Source organism: Sphaerisporangium aureirubrum (genome assembly GCF_042658925.1).
Classification (GTDB): domain Bacteria; phylum Actinomycetota; class Actinomycetes; order Streptosporangiales; family Streptosporangiaceae; genus Sphaerisporangium; species Sphaerisporangium aureirubrum.
On record NZ_JBHSRF010000090.1, the window covers coordinates 1 to 18,004 of the forward strand.

Annotated in this window: 12 protein-coding genes; 8 read left to right on the top strand and 4 right to left on the bottom strand. The window is 71.1% G+C overall.

The window, feature by feature from the left end; all coding sequences use genetic code 11:
• Window positions 1–2,235: 2,235 nt before the first annotated feature.
• The 4 genes from ACFP1K_RS35390 (at window position 2,236) to ACFP1K_RS35405 (ending at window position 7,229) form a co-directional block, all read left to right on the top strand.
• Complete coding sequence (locus ACFP1K_RS35390; protein ID WP_380761753.1) at window positions 2,236–3,834, top strand: ABC-F family ATP-binding cassette domain-containing protein; 1,599 nt, start codon at window positions 2,236–2,238, stop codon at window positions 3,832–3,834.
• A gap of 114 nt (window positions 3,835–3,948) precedes the next feature.
• Window positions 3,949–4,164 (top strand): helix-turn-helix domain-containing protein, encoded by a 216-nt coding sequence (locus ACFP1K_RS35395; RefSeq protein WP_093173121.1) that lies wholly within the window; start codon window positions 3,949–3,951, stop codon window positions 4,162–4,164.
• Window positions 4,165–4,454: 290 nt separating this feature from the next.
• Window positions 4,455–5,237 (top strand): enoyl-CoA hydratase/isomerase family protein, encoded by a 783-nt coding sequence (locus ACFP1K_RS35400; protein WP_380761755.1) that lies wholly within the window; start codon window positions 4,455–4,457, stop codon window positions 5,235–5,237.
• Between the two features lie 117 nt (window positions 5,238–5,354).
• The gene (locus ACFP1K_RS35405) at window positions 5,355–7,229 is read left to right on the top strand and encodes an ABC transporter ATP-binding protein (RefSeq protein ID WP_380761757.1); all 1,875 of its coding nucleotides are present in this window, start codon (window positions 5,355–5,357) and stop codon (window positions 7,227–7,229) included.
• Between the two features lie 46 nt (window positions 7,230–7,275).
• Here ACFP1K_RS35405 and ACFP1K_RS35410 read toward each other — a convergent pair whose 3' ends face one another.
• Window positions 7,276–8,187 carry a sulfotransferase family protein gene (locus ACFP1K_RS35410; RefSeq protein ID WP_380761759.1) on the bottom strand — a complete coding sequence of 304 codons (912 nt, stop codon included), beginning with the start codon at window positions 8,185–8,187 and terminating at the stop codon, window positions 7,276–7,278.
• 173 nt (window positions 8,188–8,360) lie between these two features.
• On the opposite strand from ACFP1K_RS35410, the gene ACFP1K_RS35415 reads away from it, so the two are divergent.
• A complete protein-coding gene (locus ACFP1K_RS35415) occupies window positions 8,361–9,287 on the top strand; it encodes a S66 peptidase family protein (RefSeq protein WP_380761761.1) in 927 nt (308 codons plus the stop codon).
• A 77-nt stretch (window positions 9,288–9,364) separates the two neighbouring features.
• Window positions 9,365–10,270, top strand: coding sequence for a hypothetical protein (locus ACFP1K_RS35420; protein WP_380761763.1), 906 nt, complete (start codon window positions 9,365–9,367; stop codon window positions 10,268–10,270).
• Window positions 10,271–10,309: 39 nt separating this feature from the next.
• Here the strand turns inward: ACFP1K_RS35420 and ACFP1K_RS35425 are convergent, their stop codons facing one another.
• Window positions 10,310–12,124: a glycoside hydrolase family 15 protein gene (locus ACFP1K_RS35425; RefSeq protein WP_380761765.1), complete on the bottom strand. Its 1,815-nt coding sequence runs from the start codon at window positions 12,122–12,124 to the stop codon at window positions 10,310–10,312.
• Between the two features lie 9 nt (window positions 12,125–12,133).
• The gene (yczE, locus tag ACFP1K_RS35430; RefSeq protein WP_380761767.1) at window positions 12,134–12,751 is read right to left on the bottom strand and encodes a membrane protein YczE; all 618 of its coding nucleotides are present in this window, start codon (window positions 12,749–12,751) and stop codon (window positions 12,134–12,136) included.
• A 64-nt stretch (window positions 12,752–12,815) separates the two neighbouring features.
• Here yczE and yczR point away from each other — a divergent pair, with 64 nt between their 5' ends.
• Window positions 12,816–14,255, top strand: a complete 1,440-nt coding sequence (gene yczR / locus ACFP1K_RS35435; RefSeq protein ID WP_380761769.1) for a MocR-like transcription factor YczR — start codon at window positions 12,816–12,818, stop codon at window positions 14,253–14,255.
• On the opposite strand, the gene ACFP1K_RS35440 is transcribed toward yczR, so the two are convergent.
• Window positions 14,239–15,744 (bottom strand): peptide MFS transporter, encoded by a 1,506-nt coding sequence (locus ACFP1K_RS35440; protein ID WP_380761771.1) that lies wholly within the window; start codon window positions 15,742–15,744, stop codon window positions 14,239–14,241. The two genes, yczR and ACFP1K_RS35440, sit on opposite strands and share 17 nt — an antisense overlap.
• A gap of 277 nt (window positions 15,745–16,021) precedes the next feature.
• On the opposite strand from ACFP1K_RS35440, the gene ACFP1K_RS35445 reads away from it, so the two are divergent.
• Window positions 16,022–17,860, top strand: a complete 1,839-nt coding sequence (locus ACFP1K_RS35445; protein ID WP_380761773.1) for an AMP-dependent synthetase/ligase — start codon at window positions 16,022–16,024, stop codon at window positions 17,858–17,860.
• The last annotated feature ends 144 nt before the right edge of the window (window positions 17,861–18,004 follow it).

The following is an 18,004-nucleotide window of genomic DNA, read 5'->3' on the forward strand; positions in this document are numbered from 1 at the left end:
CCCCTAAGCCGCCCCACCCCACCCGATCCGGCGCCGTGACGGTGAGACGTCGTACGGCGCCGCCAGCGCCGTCGTCCGGCGACAGGCGTCTTTCGCCGGACCGGCCCCCTGCGGGTAGTCGGTCAGAGACGATCGTCGTCGTGGCGTGAATGGGCTGAACCCCTTGTTGCGCTGGAGCGGCAGTAGCCCACCCGTTGTCGTTCACGAGCTTGGCCCTCACCGCCCACCCCACCTCGCGAGCCCTCCGCCCGCGTATGAACACCCCGTGGCAGCGGGCGTGGTGACCTAGCTGCACCGTGGAATCGGGAGGTGACTGTGGCGTCGGTCATGAGCGGATTGGACCCCTGGTTGTGCTGGGGTGGTAGTGGCCCACTCGTTGTCGTTCACGAGTTCGGCCCTCACCGCCCACCCCACCTCGTGAGCCCTCCGTCCGCGTATGAACACCCCGTGGCAGCAGGCGTGGTGACCTAGTTGCACCGTGAATCGGGGGGTGACGGTGGCGTCGGTCATGAGCGGATTGGACCCCTGGTTGTGCTGGGGTGGTAGTGGCCCACCCGTTGTCGTTCACCAGCTTGTCCCTCACCGCCCACCCCACCCCGTGAGCCCTCCGTCCGCGTATACGAGGGGCATCCCGCGCGAGCTCGGTGACCTCTGAGACGGCGGATGAGGAGAAGTCCGAGAGGTCTCGCCAGCGAGAAGATGTACGGCGAATCCGGCGCCGTCGTACGGCGGCCATCCCTTCCACGGTGCGCGGTCCCTATCCATGCCACTACCGGGCAAGCACTCAGCTCACCCGCCCCGACGGCCCAGACCGGTACCGCGGCGGTGAGACAGTGCACGCGCAAACCCGGCGACGCCGTACAGCGGTCGGCCCTCTCCATGGTGCGCCCAGCGGGCGGCGGGGGCCGGTTGGCGCCAGTGTGCTGGCGGAGGGGACCACCGGTTGGGTGGGCAGGAACCCACTAACCTGCGAATCGCCAATAGGTGCGCCGTATCGCTCAAGCGATAGGGGTTGGAGCGCGTAGTTCCTTGGCTTCGGCTGGTCCCAAGCAGGGGCGATGTCAAGCAGGGGCACGATTCCGGGCAGCCACTCGTAAGACGGCGCCGGGTTCGCTGTATCACTTCTCGTCGGATCGGCGCCGGATTTCCAACCACCCGTCCGGGGAGCCGAGCGGCGCCATGACGGCGTGACCGCTGTCGAGGGTGCTGTTTAGGTGCGGTCGGAGGGCTCGCGGGGTGGGGTGGGTGGTGAGGAACAAGCTGGTGAACGGCAACGGGTGGGTCACTACCGTCCCGGCGCGACTGGGGTTTCAGCTCGTTCACGCCACAGCGACGATCGTCTCTGACCGACCACCCGTAGGGCCCGGCCTGGCAAGGGGTGAGGACACCAGCGCCCGCTGTCGCGGAGCTGCTCATACGCGGCCGGAGGGCTCGCGGGGTGGGTGGGTGGTGAGGAACAAGCTGGTGAGCGACAACGGGTGGGCCACTGCCATCCCAGCGCGACTGGGGTTTCAGCTCGTGCACAGCACAGCGACGATCGTCTCTGACCGACCACCCGTAGGGGCCGGTCCGGCGAGGGGTGAGGACACCGGCGCCCGCTGTCGCGGGGGTGTTCATACGCGGTCGGAGGGCTCGTGGGTTGGGGTGGGTGGTGGTGGTCAGGCTGGTGAGCGACAACGGGTGGGCCACTGCCGTCCCAGCGACATGGGGTTTCAGCTCGTTTAGGTCATAGCAAACGATCGTCTCTGACCGAGCACCCCTAGCCGGCCCGCGAAAGGCAAGGGCACCAGCGCCCGCTGTCGCGGGGTGCTGTCATGTGCGGTCGGAGGGCTCGCGGGGTGGGGTGGGTGGTGGTGGTCAGGCTGGTGAACGGCAACGGGTGGGCCACTGCCACCCCAGCGCGACTGGGGTTTCAGTCACAGCAACGATCGTCTCTGACCGACCACTCGCAGGGGACCGGCTCGGCGAAAGAGTGAGTGGTCGCTCCCGGAGGGGGTTGGCGTGCCGGGGAGAGGGCGGTCGCTGGGGGCCGGGGTGGGGGAGGGCTCGGCGGGAGGGATAACCAGGAGTGCTGGTGGGGGGAGGGTCGTACACTAGGGGTATGCGCACTCCCGATTGATCGGCGCACCATGGAAAGAGCGGGTCCCTGCCGGGGGGCCGCTCGGCGATTCGTCGCCTCCTTGCCGGCGCTCTCTCAGTTTCCCCGTCACCCGTTCCGGGAGTGTTTCCCTCATCATGATCATCGCGTCTGACATCGAACTGCGGGCCGGGTCGCGCCTGCTCATAGAAGGGGCGTCCTTCCGGGTGAACCCGGGGGACCGCATCGGGCTCGTCGGCAGGAACGGCGCGGGGAAGACCACGCTGTGCAAGGTGCTGGCGGGGGAGGGGCTACCTGCGGCGGGGACCACGTCGTCGACGGGGAGCGTGGGGTACCTGCCGCAGGATCCCCGGACGGGCGACCTGAGCACATTGGCCCGCGACCGTGTGTTGTCGGCGCGGGGGCTGGACGACGTGCTGCGCGACCTGCGGGCGGCCGAGGTGGGAATGGCGTCGGACGACTCGCGGGTGCGCGACAAGGCGGTGCGGGCGTACGGCCGCCTGGAGGACCGTCTGCACGTGCTCGGGGGGTACGCCGCGGAGGCGGAGGCCGCGTCGATCGCCTCCAGCCTCGGGCTGGCGGACCGGGTGCTGACCCAGCCGCTGGAGACGCTGTCCGGAGGGCAGCGCCGGCGGGTGGAACTCGCGCGGATCTTGTTCAGCGGAGCGGAGACTCTCCTCTTGGACGAGCCGACAAACCACCTCGATGCAGACTCAATCGGGTGGCTTCGTGATTTTTTACGATCCCACCAGGGCGGCTTGATCATTATCAGCCACGACGTGGGTCTTCTTGAAGCCACGGTCAACCGCGTCCTGCACCTCGACGCCAACCGCTGCGTCATCGACACGTACAATGTCGGCTGGTCCGCGTACCTCGCCCAGCGCGAGACCGACGAGCGCCGCCGCAAGCGCGAGCGCGCCAACGCCGAGCGCCAGGCCTCCCAGCTGCTCTCCCAGGCCGACCGCATGCGCGCCAAGGCCACCAAGGCCAAGGCCGCCCAGGAGATGGAGCGCCGCGCCCGCCGCCTGCTGTCCGGGGTGGAGGAGGAGCGCCGCTCCGACAAGGTCGCCAAGCTCCGCTTCCCCGAGCCCTCCCCGTGCGGCCGCACCCCGCTGACCGCCACCGGACTGTCGAAGTCCTATGGCTCACTGGAGGTCTTCACCGACGTGGACGCCGCCGTCGACCGCGGCAGCCGCGTGGTCGTGCTCGGCCTGAACGGCGCCGGGAAGACCACTCTGCTACGGGTTCTCGGCGGCCTGGAGAAGCCCGACACCGGCGAGGTCCACCCCGGTCACGGGCTCAAACTGGGCTACTACGCCCAGGAGCACGAGACCCTGGACCCCGCCCGCACCGTCCTGGAGAACATGCGGTCGGCGGGCCCGGACGTGCCCGACGTCGCGCTGCGCAAGGTGCTCGGTTCATTCCTGTTCTCCGGGGACGACGCGGAGAAACCGGCGTCGGTGCTGTCCGGCGGGGAGAAGACCCGCCTGGCCCTGGCCACTCTGGTGCTCTCCAGCGCCAACGTCCTGCTGCTCGACGAGCCCACCAACAACTTGGATCCAGTTAGTCGCGATCAAGTACTTTCGGCATTGAGGTCGTATTCTGGGGCAATTGTCCTGGTAACCCACGATGAGGGAGCCGTCGAGGCGCTGCAACCAGATAGGGTGATCTTGCTACCAGACGGAGTGGAAGACGCTTGGAGCGATGAATTTTCCGATCTTGTGGCACTCGCCTGATCTTAATTTGAGCGGGTACGGATCTTTTCCCATGGAGTAGGTAGCCGATCCGGCCGAAATGACTGATCATGGCGTGAGTAACGCTGCGGAAGTCTGGCACTACAGGAGGTACTCGTGGCCGAGACTCTGAAGAAGGGCACCCGGGTAACTGGGGCCGATCGCGAAAAACTGGCTGCCGACCTGAAGAAGCGCTACGCCGCGGGTGAGAGCATCCGCGCGCTCGCCGCTTCCACCGGCAGGTCGTACGGGTTCATCCACCGCATCCTCAGCGAGTCCGGCGTGACTCTGCGCGGGCGCGGCGGAGCCACCCGAGGCAAGTCCAAGCGCTAGCTAGCCGCCTCGGAAACGCGCGACCGCAGCCGCTCGTTCCCACGCGGTCGCCGGTTCCGCCCACGTCTGTAGAATCTGATTCTGGAACAAGGATCGGGTTCGGGACGTGACGGGACGGCGACTCACGGATGGAGCGGGCGATGCCGGAAGCGACGCTTGGGGGGAGTGCGGCGGCGATTTCAGCGGGAGATCGCGCCGAGCCGGGTACCGACGGGACGCCCAGGCGTGGCGGAGAGTCGCGCGGTGGGCCGGAGACGGCTCTCGGCGGCGCGGAACTCGCGGAGATCGGTTTGCGCTTCGAGGTGGGCGGCGAGATCGCGACGATCACCATGGACCGGCCGGGCAAACGGAACGCACAGACGTTCGCGACCTGGTCGGCACTGGCACGGATCGGCAGAACCCTGCCGGAACACGTGCGCGTCGTCGTGATCAGAGGCGAGGGGCCGTCCTTCTCAGCGGGCATCGACCTGCGCATGTTCTCACCGGAGGGATTGCCGGGACAGGGCTCGTTCGCGTCCGCGGCCGCGCTCGACGGCGAGACGTTCCTGGCGCGCATCACGGAGGCCCAGCAGGGCTTCCTGTGGCTGCGCCGCCCGGACATCGTGTCGATAGCGGTAGTTCAAGGACATGCGATCGGGGCCGGATTCCAACTGGCCCTGTCCTGTGACCTAAGAATTCTGGCCGACGACGCCAAGTTCTGCATGAAGGAGCCCGCCCTCGGGCTGGTTCCCGACCTGACCGGCACCAAGCCGCTGGTCGAGATCGTCGGCGTGGCGAAAGCCGTGGAGATCTGCCTCACCGCCCGGAACGTCGGCGCCGAGGAGGCACTGCGCCTCGGCCTGGCCGATCGGGTGGTGCCGCGCGCACAACTGGACGAGGCGGTGGGTGAGCTGGCGGCCGCGCTGCTCACCACCGACCGGGACGCGGCGGCGGCGACCAAGCGACTGCTGCTGGGCGCCCCTGAACGCACCCTTGAGGAACAGTGCGCCGCCGAACGCGCCGAGCAGGCCGTACGGCTCCAGGCGCTGTTCGGGAAGGCGGGCGCCGAGGGGAACGGTTCCGCCCACAGCTGACCCGGGAATCGCGTGACCGATCCGCGCGCTTCGCCGGTGTGAAGAACGGAAGGCCGTGACGCGCCTCCGTTACGCGTACGGGGGACGAGGGATCGGCGAAGGGCGGCGGAGTCGGCGATGTCGATGCTGGGCGGGGGATACGGCCCTCAGGTGATGCGGTCCCTGCGGCGGGACAGCTCGGTGACCAAGGAAAGGCTGACGCCGGGCACGGTGCCGCGCATCGCCAGGTACGCCCGGCCGTACCGCCGGCAGATCGTCGCGTTCCTGCTGCTGGTCGTGGTGGACGCGACGATCGTCATCGCCAACCCCCTGCTGCTGAAGTCGATCATCGACGACGGCATCATGCCGCGCCAGGCCGGCGTGGTCGTCATGCTGTCCCTGGTGATCGCCGGGCTCGCCCTGGTGGACGCCGGGCTCAGCCTGGTGCAGCGGTGGTTCTCCTCCCGGATCGGCGAGGGCCTGATCTACGACCTGCGCACCGAGGTGTTCGACCACGTGCAGCGCATGCCGGTGGCGTTCTTCATGCGGGCACAGACCGGCGCCCTGGTGTCCCGGCTCAACAGCGACGTGATCGGCGCGCAGCGCGCCATCACCAGCACCCTGTCCACCATCGTGTCCAACGTCGTGAGCCTGCTGATGGTGCTCGGCGCGATGCTCGTGCTGTCCTGGCAGGTCACCCTCATCGCGCTGGTCCTGCTGCCGGTCTTCGTGTTCCCCGCCCGGTGGGTGGGGCGCCGCATGTCCAAGCTGACCCGCGAGCAGATGCAGCTGGACGCCGAGATGAGCTCGGTGATGACCGAGCGCTTCAACGTCGCGGGAGCCATGGTCGCCAAGTTGTACGGCCGGCCGGCGGACGAGGCGGCCAACTTCGGCGGGCGGGCGGGCCGGGTGCGCGACCTCGGGATCGTGGTCGGCATGTACGGCACGGTGTTCCGCGTCGCCCTCGGCCTGGTCGCCGCGCTCGCCACCGCTCTGGTGTACGGCGTGGGCGGCGTGTTCGTGATCGACGGGGCCTTCGAGGTCGGCACCCTGGTGGCGCTGTCCGCGATGCTCATGCGGCTGTACGGGCCGCTGACCAGCCTTTCCAACGTCCACGTGGACGTGATGACGGCCCTGGTGAGCTTCGACCGGGTCTTCGAGGTGCTGGACCTCAAGCCCATGGTCGCCGAGCGGCCGGACGCCAAGCCGCTGCCGGAGGGCCCGGTCACCATCGAGTTCGACGACGTGCGCTTCCGCTACCCGGCCGCCGAGGAGGTGTCGCTGGCGTCCCTGGAGTCGGTGGCCCGGCCGGACACCGGCCCGAACCAGGAGGTGCTCAGCGGCATCTCCTTCACCGCGCGACCCGGCGAGCTGGTCGCGCTGGTCGGGCCCTCGGGGGCGGGCAAGACCACGATCACCTCGCTGGTGTCCCGGCTGTACGACGTCACCGGCGGCGCCGTGCTGATCAACGGCAGGGACGTGCGGGAGCTCACCCTGGCGTCCCTGCACGACACGGTGGGCGTCGTCATGCAGGACGCCCACCTGTACCACGACACGATCGGCGCCAACCTGCGCTACGCCCGGCCGGGCGCCACCGACGAGGAGATCTGGGATGCGCTGCGCGCCGCGCAGATCTCCGAGCTGATCGAGGCGCTGCCCGACGGTCTGGACACGGTGGTCGGCGACCGGGGCTACCGGCTGTCGGGCGGTGAGAAGCAGCGTGTCGCGCTCGCCCGGCTGCTGCTGAAGGCGCCCCGGGTCGTGGTGCTGGACGAGGCCACCGCGCACCTGGACTCGGAGTCGGAGGCGGCGGTGCAGCGGGCGCTGAAGACGGCCCTGGCCGGGCGCACGTCCCTGGTGATCGCGCACCGGCTGTCCACCATCCGCGAGGCCGACACCATCCTGGTGGTCCAGGACGGCCGCGTGGTGGAACGCGGCCGCCACGACGACCTGCTCATCTCCGGCGGCGCCTACGCGGAGCTGTACCGCACGCAGTTCGAGCACCAGAGGTAGAGCGCCGGGGGGCGCGAGGCGTCTTGGAGTGCGGGGACGGCCCAGGTCAGCGGCGCAGGCTGCCGCTGGGGGCGCCGGTGTAGCCGAGGCGGGCCAGTTCCTCGCGGGCGATCTTCTCCACCAGCGTGACCTCGTCCGGCTTGAGCCGGGTGCGCCACACGCCGACCTTGGGCGGCGGCGCGCCGTACAGGGCGACCGCGGAGACCCGGGTCTCCAGGAAGGCCGACACGGCGGCCACGGCCTGCTCGGGGGACGCGGCGAGGTCCTCGTACCGGACGGTGAGCAGCTGCTCGCGCGGCATCTCCTTGCGCAGCGCCGCGCTGAGCCGCACCGCGCTGCGCCAGCGCAGCGCGCACTTGCCCGCCGGGTCCATGCCCGCCCACCTGGTCAGATGCGTGCCGGAGTTCACCCCGAGGAACGGGCTCGGGAACTCGGTCTCGTCGCTGACCATGCCGGGCCTGGCCCAGTCCATGGCGGAGCGGTCGGCGAGCATGTCGGCCGCCACGTCCCTGCCGTCCCTGATCAGCTGGATCAGCCGGGCGTCGGGGAACGCCTGGAGCAGCACCGGGGCGCTGTAGAGCAGGTCGGGGTCGGCGTCACCGAACCGCGCGACGCCGCCGGGGGAGGCGCACGGCCCGCCGCCGGTCACCGCGCCCGCCTCCCGGCAGGACGCCGGGCAGTCCGCGCAGGCCCCCGGCACCATCTGCCACGCGTCGGCGAGCGCGTCCCGCAGCACGCGCACCGCGCCGCCGCCCTTGCTGCGCATGATCGACGGGCGGCGGGCGAAGGTCCGCACGACGCTGGAGACACCCGGCCGGCCCACGGTCAGATGGAAGCCGGGGGAGCGCTTGAGCGCTCGGGCGAGCAGGGTCACGCCGGAGTGCGGGGCCCCGAGCACGAAGACCGGCCGGCGGACCTTGATTCCGTTGACGACGAGAATGTGGGGCGGGGGTCGCATAAGTGAGGACAGTCTGACACCCTTTGCGAGGTGAACGAACCGGCCATGCCCGGCCCAAGCGGGCCGTATGGCCTCACCTGGGTAAGAGTACTCAAAGTGACAGATATTTCGGCAGATTCCAGGGTTTCTTCCGTCCGAAAATCCGCCGGAGCAGGAGCATCAGGAGGAGCGGGATGACCAGCCAACGGCTCTGGGTGCCGTCCCGGCTGTCCCCGGGCGACCGGGTGGCGATCGTCGCCCCCTCGGGCCCGGTCGACCCGGTGTGGCTGGCGCGCGGCAGGCACGTGCTCACCGAGATGGGACTGGACGCCGTGGTGATGCCCCGCGTCCTGAACCGCCGCGGCTACCTCGCCGGTTCCGACGCCGGGCGCGCCGCCGACCTGCAGGACGCCTGGTGCGACCCCGACGTGCGCGCGGTGATCTGCGCCAGGGGCGGCTACGGCGCCACGCGGCTGCTCGACCTGCTGGACTGGCAGGCCATGGAGGCCGCCCGGCCCAAGATCCTTCTCGGGTCCAGCGACATCACCGCGCTGCACCAGGCGTTCGCCGTGCGGCTCGGGGTGGCGAGCTGTTTCGGGCCGATGCCGGCCTGCCAGACGCTCGGCGACCAGGGCGGGCCGGACCGCGAGACCCTCGCCCACCTGCGCGCGTCGCTGTTCGAGGCCGGGGAGCCCGGGCCGGTCACCGGTGAACAGGTGATCGTGCCGGGGCACGCCGAGGGCCCGCTGACCGGCGGCACGCTGAGCCTGCTCGCGGCGCTGTGCGGCACGCCGTACGCCATGCGCGGCCAGGGGCACATCGTGCTGCTGGAGGACGTCGACGAGCAGCCGTACCGCGTGGACCGCATGCTCACCCAGCTCATGCAGGCGCGGTGCCTGGACGGGGCGATCGGCGTCGTGCTCGGGTCCTTCGTGGGCTGCGGCGATCCGCTGCCCGCGCTGGTGGAGCGGCTGGCCGTGCTGGACGTGCCCATGATCGCCGGGCTGCCCATCGGGCACGGGACCCCCCAGTTCACCGCATGGCTGGGGGCGGATGCCGTCATCGATACCCAATCGTGTTCTTTGACTTGTCTTTTCCGCGATCCCGCTACGGCACTGTAGTCCCGGTCCGGGGGATGGATGGCGGTAGTTGGGAGCCTGGATTGGGCTGGTTCGCACGATACCGAGACCGCTGGGGCGTGGCTCGGCGGAACCTGATCGAGCGGCTGGCGGGACGTCCCGCCGAGCGCCCGGTCGAGGACGTCGACCTGGACTCCCTCCTCGGACTGGTCGCCGAGAGCCTCGGCTACGGCTATTCCTTCCAGCGGGACGGCGCCGCGCTGGAGCTGTCCGCGCCGCGCCGCCGCATCACCGTGCGGCTGGCGGGGCTGCGGCTCGAGGCCGCCCGGCGGCCCCGCGAGGACTGGCCGGTCCTGGTGGCCGAGCACCTGTCCGGTGCCGCCGGCCGGGACCCCGACCTGCCCGACGTGTGCGACCTCGCCGCGGTGCGCCCCCTGCTGCGCACCCGCGTGGTGCGCGCAGAGGCCCTGGAGGACCCCTCCCGGGTGATCGGCCGGCACATCGCCGCGGACCTGGTGGAGATCCTCACCGTGTCCGGCCGGGCCGTGCGCCCGGCGGAGGCGTTCTGCTGGGAGATCCCGCCGGGCGAGGCGATGGACCTCGCGGCGCGCAACGTGCTGGACGACGAGAAGCTCGCCACCGAGCGGCTCGACCTCGAGGGCGTGCCCGCGTGGCGGCTGTCGGGGTCGGCGGCGAGCGCCGCGGTCCACCTGCGCCGCGTCCAGGACTACCTGCTGGTCTCGCCGGACGGCGTCATGGTCGCGCTGCCGAACCCCGGCGAGATGATCGTCCACCCGGTGGACGGCCTGTCGGTGATGCGCGCCATCGAGCGGCTGTGGCTGTTCGCCCGGCGCGAGTACCACGCCGGCGAGGGCGGCCTGAGCCCGCACGTCTACTGGTGGAACCACGGTCGGCTCACCCGCATCCAGGCGGACCTGGTGGTGCAGAACGGCCAGCGCCGCCTGGTGGTGGCCCCGCCGCCGGAGTTCGCCCGCCTGCTGGCCGACCTCGCCCAGGACCACTAGCGCGGGCCCGCCCCGCCGGGACGGCCGGGGCGGCTCCGGTCAGCACGGGTCGACGGGCAGGTCGGCGAGCCTCGGCAGGGGGTCGGCGCGGGACAGGGTGTGCGCGGTGTGGATCAGCGGCACGTGGCTGAACGCCTGCGGGAAGTTGCCCACCAGGCGGCCGTAGCGCGGGTCGTACTCCTCCGAGAGCAGCCCGACGTCGTTGCGCAGCGACAGCAGCCGCTCGAACAGCTCGGTCGCCTCGCGCTTCCTGCCCACCATGGCCCGGGCCTCGGCCAGCCAGAAGCTGCACGCCAGGAACGCGCCCTCACCGCCGCTCAGGCCGTCCACGCTGTTCTCCTGGGCGATGGGGTAGCGCAGCAGGAAGCCGTCGGACATCAGCTCCCGCTCGACGGCCTCGATGGTGCCGACGACCCGGGGGTCGTGCACCGGCAGGAACCCGGTGTGCGGGATGAGCAGCAGCGACGCGTCCAGCTCGCGTGAGCCGTAGGACTGGGTGAAGGAGTTGCGGATCGGGTCGAAGCCCTTCTCCAGCACCTCGGCGTGGATGCGGTCGCGCAGGTCGCGCCACCGGTCGACGGGGCCGCTCTGCCCGAAGTGCTCCACCTGGCGGATCGAGCGGTCGGCGGCCACCCAGGCCATCACCTTGGAGTGCACGAAGTGCCTGCGCGGCCCCCGGACCTCCCACAGGCCCTCGTCCGGCTCGTCCCAGTGGGACTCCAGGAAGTCCATCAGCGAGCGCTGGATCGCCCAGGTGCGCGACATCGCCGCAAGGCCAGACGCCCGCGACAGGTACAGGCAGTTCATCACCTCGCCGTACACGTCCAGCTGGAACTGGTCGACGGCGGCGTTGCCGAGGCGCACCGGGCGGGAGTCCTCGTAGCCGTCCAGCCAGTGCAGCTCCATCTCGGGCAGGCGGCGCTCCCCGGCCACGCCGTACATGATCTGGAGGTCCTGCGGGCGGCCGGCGATGGCCCGCAGCAGCCACTCGCGCCACTCGCGGGCCTCGTCGACGTACCCGGCGCCGATGAGCGCGTCCAGGGTCATGGTGGCGTCGCGCAGCCAGCAGTAGCGGTAGTCCCAGTTGCGGACGCCGCCGAGGTCCTCGGGTATCGAGGTGGTGGCCGCCGCGACGATGCCGCCGGTGGGGGCGTAGGTGAGCGCCTTGAGGGTGATCAGTGACCGGACCACCGCGTCGCGCCACTCGTCCTTGGCGCGCGGCTCGCAGCGCGCCACCCAGGCCCGCCACAGCTGCTCGGTGTGGGTCAGCTCCTCGTACGGGTCGATCACCTCGGGCTTGGGGGAGTGGGAGGGGTGCCAGGTGAACACCATCGGCACCTTCTCGCCCGCGGAGAGGCGGAACGTCGCCTTGTGGGAGTAGTCGCTGCCGCGCAGCGGGACGGGGGAGTGGAGCCACACCGAGTCGGGCCCGCCGATCGCCTGGAGCATGCCGCCGTTGCGGCGCACCCACGGCACGATGCGGCCGTAGTCGAACCTGATGCGGATCTGGGTGGCCACCTCGACGGTGCCCGACACGCACTCCACGATGCGGACCAGGTCGGGGTTGGCCTGCCGGGGCGGCATGAAGTCGGTGACCCGCAGCGTGCCGCCCTCGGTGTCCCACTCGGTCTCGAGGATCAGGGTGTCCTCGCGGTACCGCCGCCGGGTGCTGAGCCGCCGGTCAGGGCCCGCGGGGCCGATCCACCAGTGGCCGTTGCGCGCGTCGCCGAGCAGCGAGGCGAAGCACGCCGGGGAGTCGAAACGGGGCAGGCACAGCCAGTCCACCGAGCCGTCCCGCCCGACGAGGGCGGCGGACTGCATGTCGCCGATGATGGCGTAGTCCTCGATCCGCATGGGGTCACGCTAGTGGGTCCTGGCGGCGCGCGGACCCGTCAGCGGCATGAGGAACTGCGTGAGCGGCCCGATGGCGACGGCGAAGACGACGGTGCCGACCCCGACGGTGCCGCCGAGCAGCCATCCGGCGGCCAGCACGGTGACCTCGATCAGGGTGCGGGCGGCGCGGATCGACAGGCCGAGGCGGTGCAGGCCCGTCATCAGGCCGTCGCGGGGGCCGGGGCCGAGGGCCGCGCCGAGGTACATGCCGGTGGCGGCGGCGACCAGCACGACGGCGGACAGCAGGTAGGCCCAGCGCGCGGCCAGGTTGTGCGGGACGGGGAGCAGCCAGATGGTCAGGTCGACGAACAGGCCGAGCAGCGCGATGTTGCTCACCGTGCCGATGCCGGGCCGCTGGCGCAGCGGGATCCAGAACACCATGACCAGCGCGCCGATCAGGATGATCCAGGTGCCGACCGACAGGCCGGTGCGCACCGCCAGGCCCTGGTGGAACACGTCCCAGGGGTCGTTGCCGAGCCCCGAGGAGATCTGCAGGCCGACCCCGGCGCCGTACAGCGCGAGCCCGGCGTGCAGGCGGAACAGGCGGTTCGGCAGCGATCCGAGGGAAGGAAGGGATATCTCGCTCATAGTGGTCGTAATGGTGCTGGGCCGCCGCCTTGCCGATAAAGGGCCAATCAGCGAAAGTGGCCTTATGGATCGCTACCTCAGCGGGCCACAGCTCGCCCGGCTGATCGACCTGCCCCCCGGCGCCCGGCCGTACTACCGCGCGCTGGCCGACGCGGTGCGGGCGCTGATCCTGGACGGACGGCTGCCGGTGCGGGTGCGGATGCCCGCCGAGCGCCACCTGGCCGAGGCGCTCGGGGTGAGCCGCACCACCGTCACCACCGCCTACGACCGGCTGCGCGAACGCGGCTACCTGGACAGCCGCCAGGGCGCGGGCAGCTGGACCGCGCTGCCCGGCCCCGGGGCGCTCGGCCTGGACAACCCCTGGATCGCCTCGACGGACGACGGCCTGCTGCCGCTGCACGTCGCCGCGCCCTCGGCCACCGCGCTGCTGCCGGACGCCGTGGCCGCCGCCACCGACGCCTACCCCCGCTACGGCCTCGGCATGGGCTACGACCCGGTCGGCCTGGCGCCGCTGCGCGCCGCGATCGCCGCCCGCTACGGCGCGCGGGGGCTGCCCACCCGGCCGGACCAGATCCTCGTCACCGGCGGCGCCCAGCAGGCCATCCACCTGCTGATGACGCTGCTCGCCGGGCAGGGCGACCCGGTGGTGGTGGAGTCGCCCACCTACCCGCACGCGCTGGACGCCGCCCGGCTGCGCGGCGCCCGCCTGGTGCCGGTGGGCATCCAGGACGACGGCTGGCACCTGGACCTGCTGGAGGGCGCCCTGCGCCAGGCGGCGGCGCGGCTGGCGTACGTGATCCCCGACTTCCAGAACCCCGTGGGCCGCCTGATGGGCGACGACGACCGGGCCGCGCTCGCGGCGGCGGCGCGCCGGTACGACACCACGGTCGTGGTGGACGAGAGCTGGGCCGAGCTGGCCGTCGACGAGGTGCCCCCCGTGTCCCCGCTGGCGGCGTTCGACACCGACGGCCGGGTGATCAGCATCGGCTCGGCGTCCAAGCTGTGGTGGGGCGGGCTGCGCATCGGGTGGATCCGTACGACGGCCGCCCTGGTGCGCCGCCTGGCGGTGCTGCGCGCCGCCATGGACATCGCCGCGCCGCTGTTCGAGCAGCTCGTGGTGGTCCACCTGATGGAGCGGGTGGAGGAGGTCAGGACCGAGCGGCGCGAGCAGCTCGGGGCGTCCAGGGCGGCGCTCACCGAGGCGCTGCGGGCCGAGCTGCCCGACTGGGAGTTCACCCCGCCGCCGGGCGGCGGGTCGCTGTGGGTGCGGCTGGACGCTCCGGTCGCCACTCCGCTGGCCGACGCGGCCGCCGCGCGCGGGGTGCGGCTGGCGCCGGGCCCGTGGTTCGGCGTGGACGGCACGCTGGAGCGCTACCTGCGGCTGCCCTTCACCCTGCCGCCGGACGCGCTGCGCGGCGCGGTGCGCGTGCTGGCCGAGGCCCGCGCGCCCGGCGCCGCCGCCCCGCGCGGCCCCGCCGGGGAGCCGCTCATGCCCGCCCTGTGACCGCCTCGGCCCGTTCCTCGCCCATCAGCACCCGCAGCCGGTGCGCGAAGGCCAGCAGCACGGCGGCGGCGACCACGGCGACCGCGGCCAGGGTGGAGAAGTACGCCGGCTGGGACATGTAGCCGAGCAGCCGCGCCGTCTGCCCGCCGATGGCGTCCCCCACGGCGAACGACAGGTACCACACCCCGAGCATCTGGCTGCGGAACGCCCGCGGGGCCAGCTCGACGGTGACCGACAGCCCGACCGGGCTCAGCGACAGCTCGCCGAACACCTGGATGAGGTAGACCCAGAACAGCCACCAGACCGAGATCGGCCCGGAGCGGGCGAGGTTCGCGGCGAACGCCATCGCCACGAAGCTCACGCCGATCATGAACAGCCCGAAGGCGAACTTGTGTGCGGCGCCCACCCGGTCGCCGAGCCGCACCCACAGGGCGGCGAAGACCGGCACGAAGATCATGATCATCAGGGGGTTGAACGACTGGGTGGTGGCCGCGGTGATCGAGTGGCCGAACAGCCGCAGGTCGGTCTTTGTGGCGGCGAAGTCGTTCAGCACGGTCGGCGCCAGGTCGTAGATCATCCAGAAGACCGAGGCGGCGGCGAACAACCATACGTACGCCTTCATCCGGGAACGTTCCATCGCGGTCAGCCCGTGGTCCCCCAGCAGGATGTAGGCGAAGTAGGCGATCGGGACGCAGACGGTCACCAGGGTCAGCGCCACCGTGAAGCGGTCCACGGTGAGCGTGCCGGTGAGGGCCCACAGGGCGATCGCCACCGCCACGCAGGCCAGGCCGGTCAGCGCGCCCCGCGTGAACCGCGCCTTCTCCGCGGGGGTGAGGCGGTGTCCGGGGAGGTCCCCGGCACCCTGCAGGTGGCGGGCGCCGCGGACGTACTGGAACAGGCCGAACGCCATGCCCACGGCCGCCGCGCCGAAGCCGAGGTGCCAGCGGCCGTGCGCGGCAAGGTTGCTCACCACGTACGGGGCGGCGAAGGCGCCGAGGTTGATGCCGAGGTAGAAGATCGAGAAGCCGGCGTCGCGCCGGGCGTTGGCGTCGTCGGGGTACAGCCGTCCCACCATCGTGGAGATGTTCGGCTTGAGCAGGCCGGTGCCCACCACGATCAGCGCCAGGCCCGCCCAGACCGTCGCCGGGCCCCGGAGCGGCACGGCCATGCAGATGTGGCCGAGCATGATGACGCAGCCGCCGGTCAGCACCGCCTTGCGGGCGCCGAGCACGCGGTCGGCGATCCAGCCGCCGGGCAGCGCGAGCAGGTACACCAGCGCGCCGTACACGCCGACCACGGCCGTCGCGGTCGTCTTGGGCAGGCCGAGGCCGCCCTCGGCGGCGGTGGCGATCAGGAAGAAGTAGAGGATGGCGCGCAGGCCGTAGAAGCTGAACCTCTCCCACATCTCGGTGAAGAAGAGGGTGACGATGCCGCGCGGATGTCCGAAGATCGTCTCGGGTCCGGCGCGCACGCCGAGCTCTCGGGCCATGCCTGGTCCGCCTTCCCCGTCCGGTGCCGTGATCGCGCGCGCGAACCTCCCCAAGGTCGCCGCGTGGAATGTCTTGAATGTAGTAGATATTGCCAATTGTCCGAAACCGCGAGTCAACCGGAGTGTCAGAACGTAGCGGAATCGTAACCCGGAGTGATGGGCCGTCTGCCCATGGTCACCATGCCGTTCTTCTCACCGGAGAGGTCTTGCCCACGGTGATGGCCTGTGGTGCGATGCATGCCACCGCGTGCAAGTGAGCACTTTCTGGAGGCGTGAAATGGCCGACCCCCGGGTCATCGCCGACCGTAACGAGATCGAACAGGAGATCGCCGGACTCACCATCTGCGAACAATTCAAGGCGACGGCGGAACGGTACCCCGACGATCCCGCCTACTCCGACCTGGCGGTGGACGGCTGGACCACCCTTACCTACGCGCAGGCCCGGCGCCGCGTCCTCGCCATCGCGGCCGGCCTGTACGAGCTCGGCCTGCGGCCCGGCGAGGCGGTCGCGCTGATGATGGTGAACCGCAGCGAGCACGTGCTCGCCGACCTCGGCGCGGTGCACGCGGGCGGTGTGCCCTGCTCCATCTACTCGACGTTCACCCCCGGCCAGATCGCCTTCGTCGCCGAGGACGTCCAGGCCAGGTACGCCGTCGTCGGCGCCGCCGACCTGGAGCGCTGGCGGCCGGTCCTCGGCGAGCTCACCGGCCTGCGCAAGGTGATCGTGCTGGACGACGCCCCCGAGGGCGAGCTGTTCATGGGCTGGGACGACCTGGTCGCCCTCGGCGAGCGCCTGCTGGACGCCGACCCGGCCGCCGCCGAGGCCCGCGCCGCCGCCGTGTCGCCCGAGGACACCCTCACCGTCCTGTACACCTCCGGGACCACCGGCAACCCCAAGGGCGTGCCGCTGACCCACGCCAACGTCTGCTTCGAGGTCGTGATCACCGACCGCATGGCCGGGCTGCCCTCGGTGGGGTCGCAGATCTCCTACCTCACCTACGCCCACATCGCCGAGCGCGTGCTCAGCCTCTACCTGCCGCTGTTCAAGGCCTCCCACGTCCACTTCTGCCCCGACCTGGCGCAGCTCGGCTCGGTGCTCGGCCAGGTCAAGCCGGTGGCGTTCTTCGGGGTGCCGCGGGTGTGGGAGAAGATGATGGCCCGCCTGCAGGCGCTGCTCGCCACGCAGCCGGAGGAGCAGCAGGAGCAGGTCCGCGCCGCCATGGCCGCCGGCCTCGCGTACATCGAGGCGGGCCAGTACGGCCGCACGCCGAGCGCCGAGGTGACCGAGGCGTACGAGCGGGCCGACGCCGCGCTGCTCGCCATCATCCGGTCCATGATCGGCTTCGAGAACGCGCGCTGGCTGGGTACCGCCGCGGCCCCCATGCCGCTGGAGGTGCAGCGCTTCTTCGCCGGCCTCGGCCTGAAGGTGCTCGACGTGTACGGCATGACCGAGACCAGCGGCGCGTTCACCGCCAACAGCTCCTCGGCGTACAAGCTCGGCACGGTCGGCCGCCCCGGCGAGGGGGTGGAGGTGCGCATCGCCGAGGACGGCGAGATCATCACCCGCAGCCCCGCCAACACCGCCGGCTACCTCAACCGCCCCGAGGCGTCGGCCGACCTGCTCGACGACGAGGGCTGGCTGCACACCGGCGACGTCGGCTCCGTCGACGAGGACGGCTTCGTCAGCATCGTCGACCGCAAGAAGGAGCTCATCATCACCGCGGGCGGCGAGAACATGTCGCCGGCCAACACCGAGGGCTACCTCAAGGAGCACCCGCTCGTCGGCCAGGCCCTGGTCTACGGCGACCGGCGGCCGTACGTCGTGGCGATCCTCACCCTGGACGGCGAGGTGGCCCCCGTGTGGGCGCAGGGCCGCGGCATCGAGTACGGCTCGCTGGCCGAGCTGGCCGAGCACCCCGAGGTGCTCAAGGAGGCCGAGGCCGCGGTGGCGGCGGCGAACGACAAGCTGGCCCGGGTGCAGCAGGTCAAGAAGTGGCGGCTGCTGCCGGTCGAGTGGACCGCGGAGACCGAGGAACTGACGCCGAGCCTGAAGCTCAAGCGCCGGGTCATCCACGCCAAGTACGCCGAGGCCATCGACGCGATGTACGCGGGCTGACCGGACATTCCCCCTTATAAATGGACAAAATTGTCTTAAACGGGCGAGGCTTCGGGAGAAGTGTCCTATTCGTAATAAATTACTGGGGTCCATCCCGCAACTTTCTTCCCTATTTCGTCGTCTATGGGACGTAGGGCACACCCC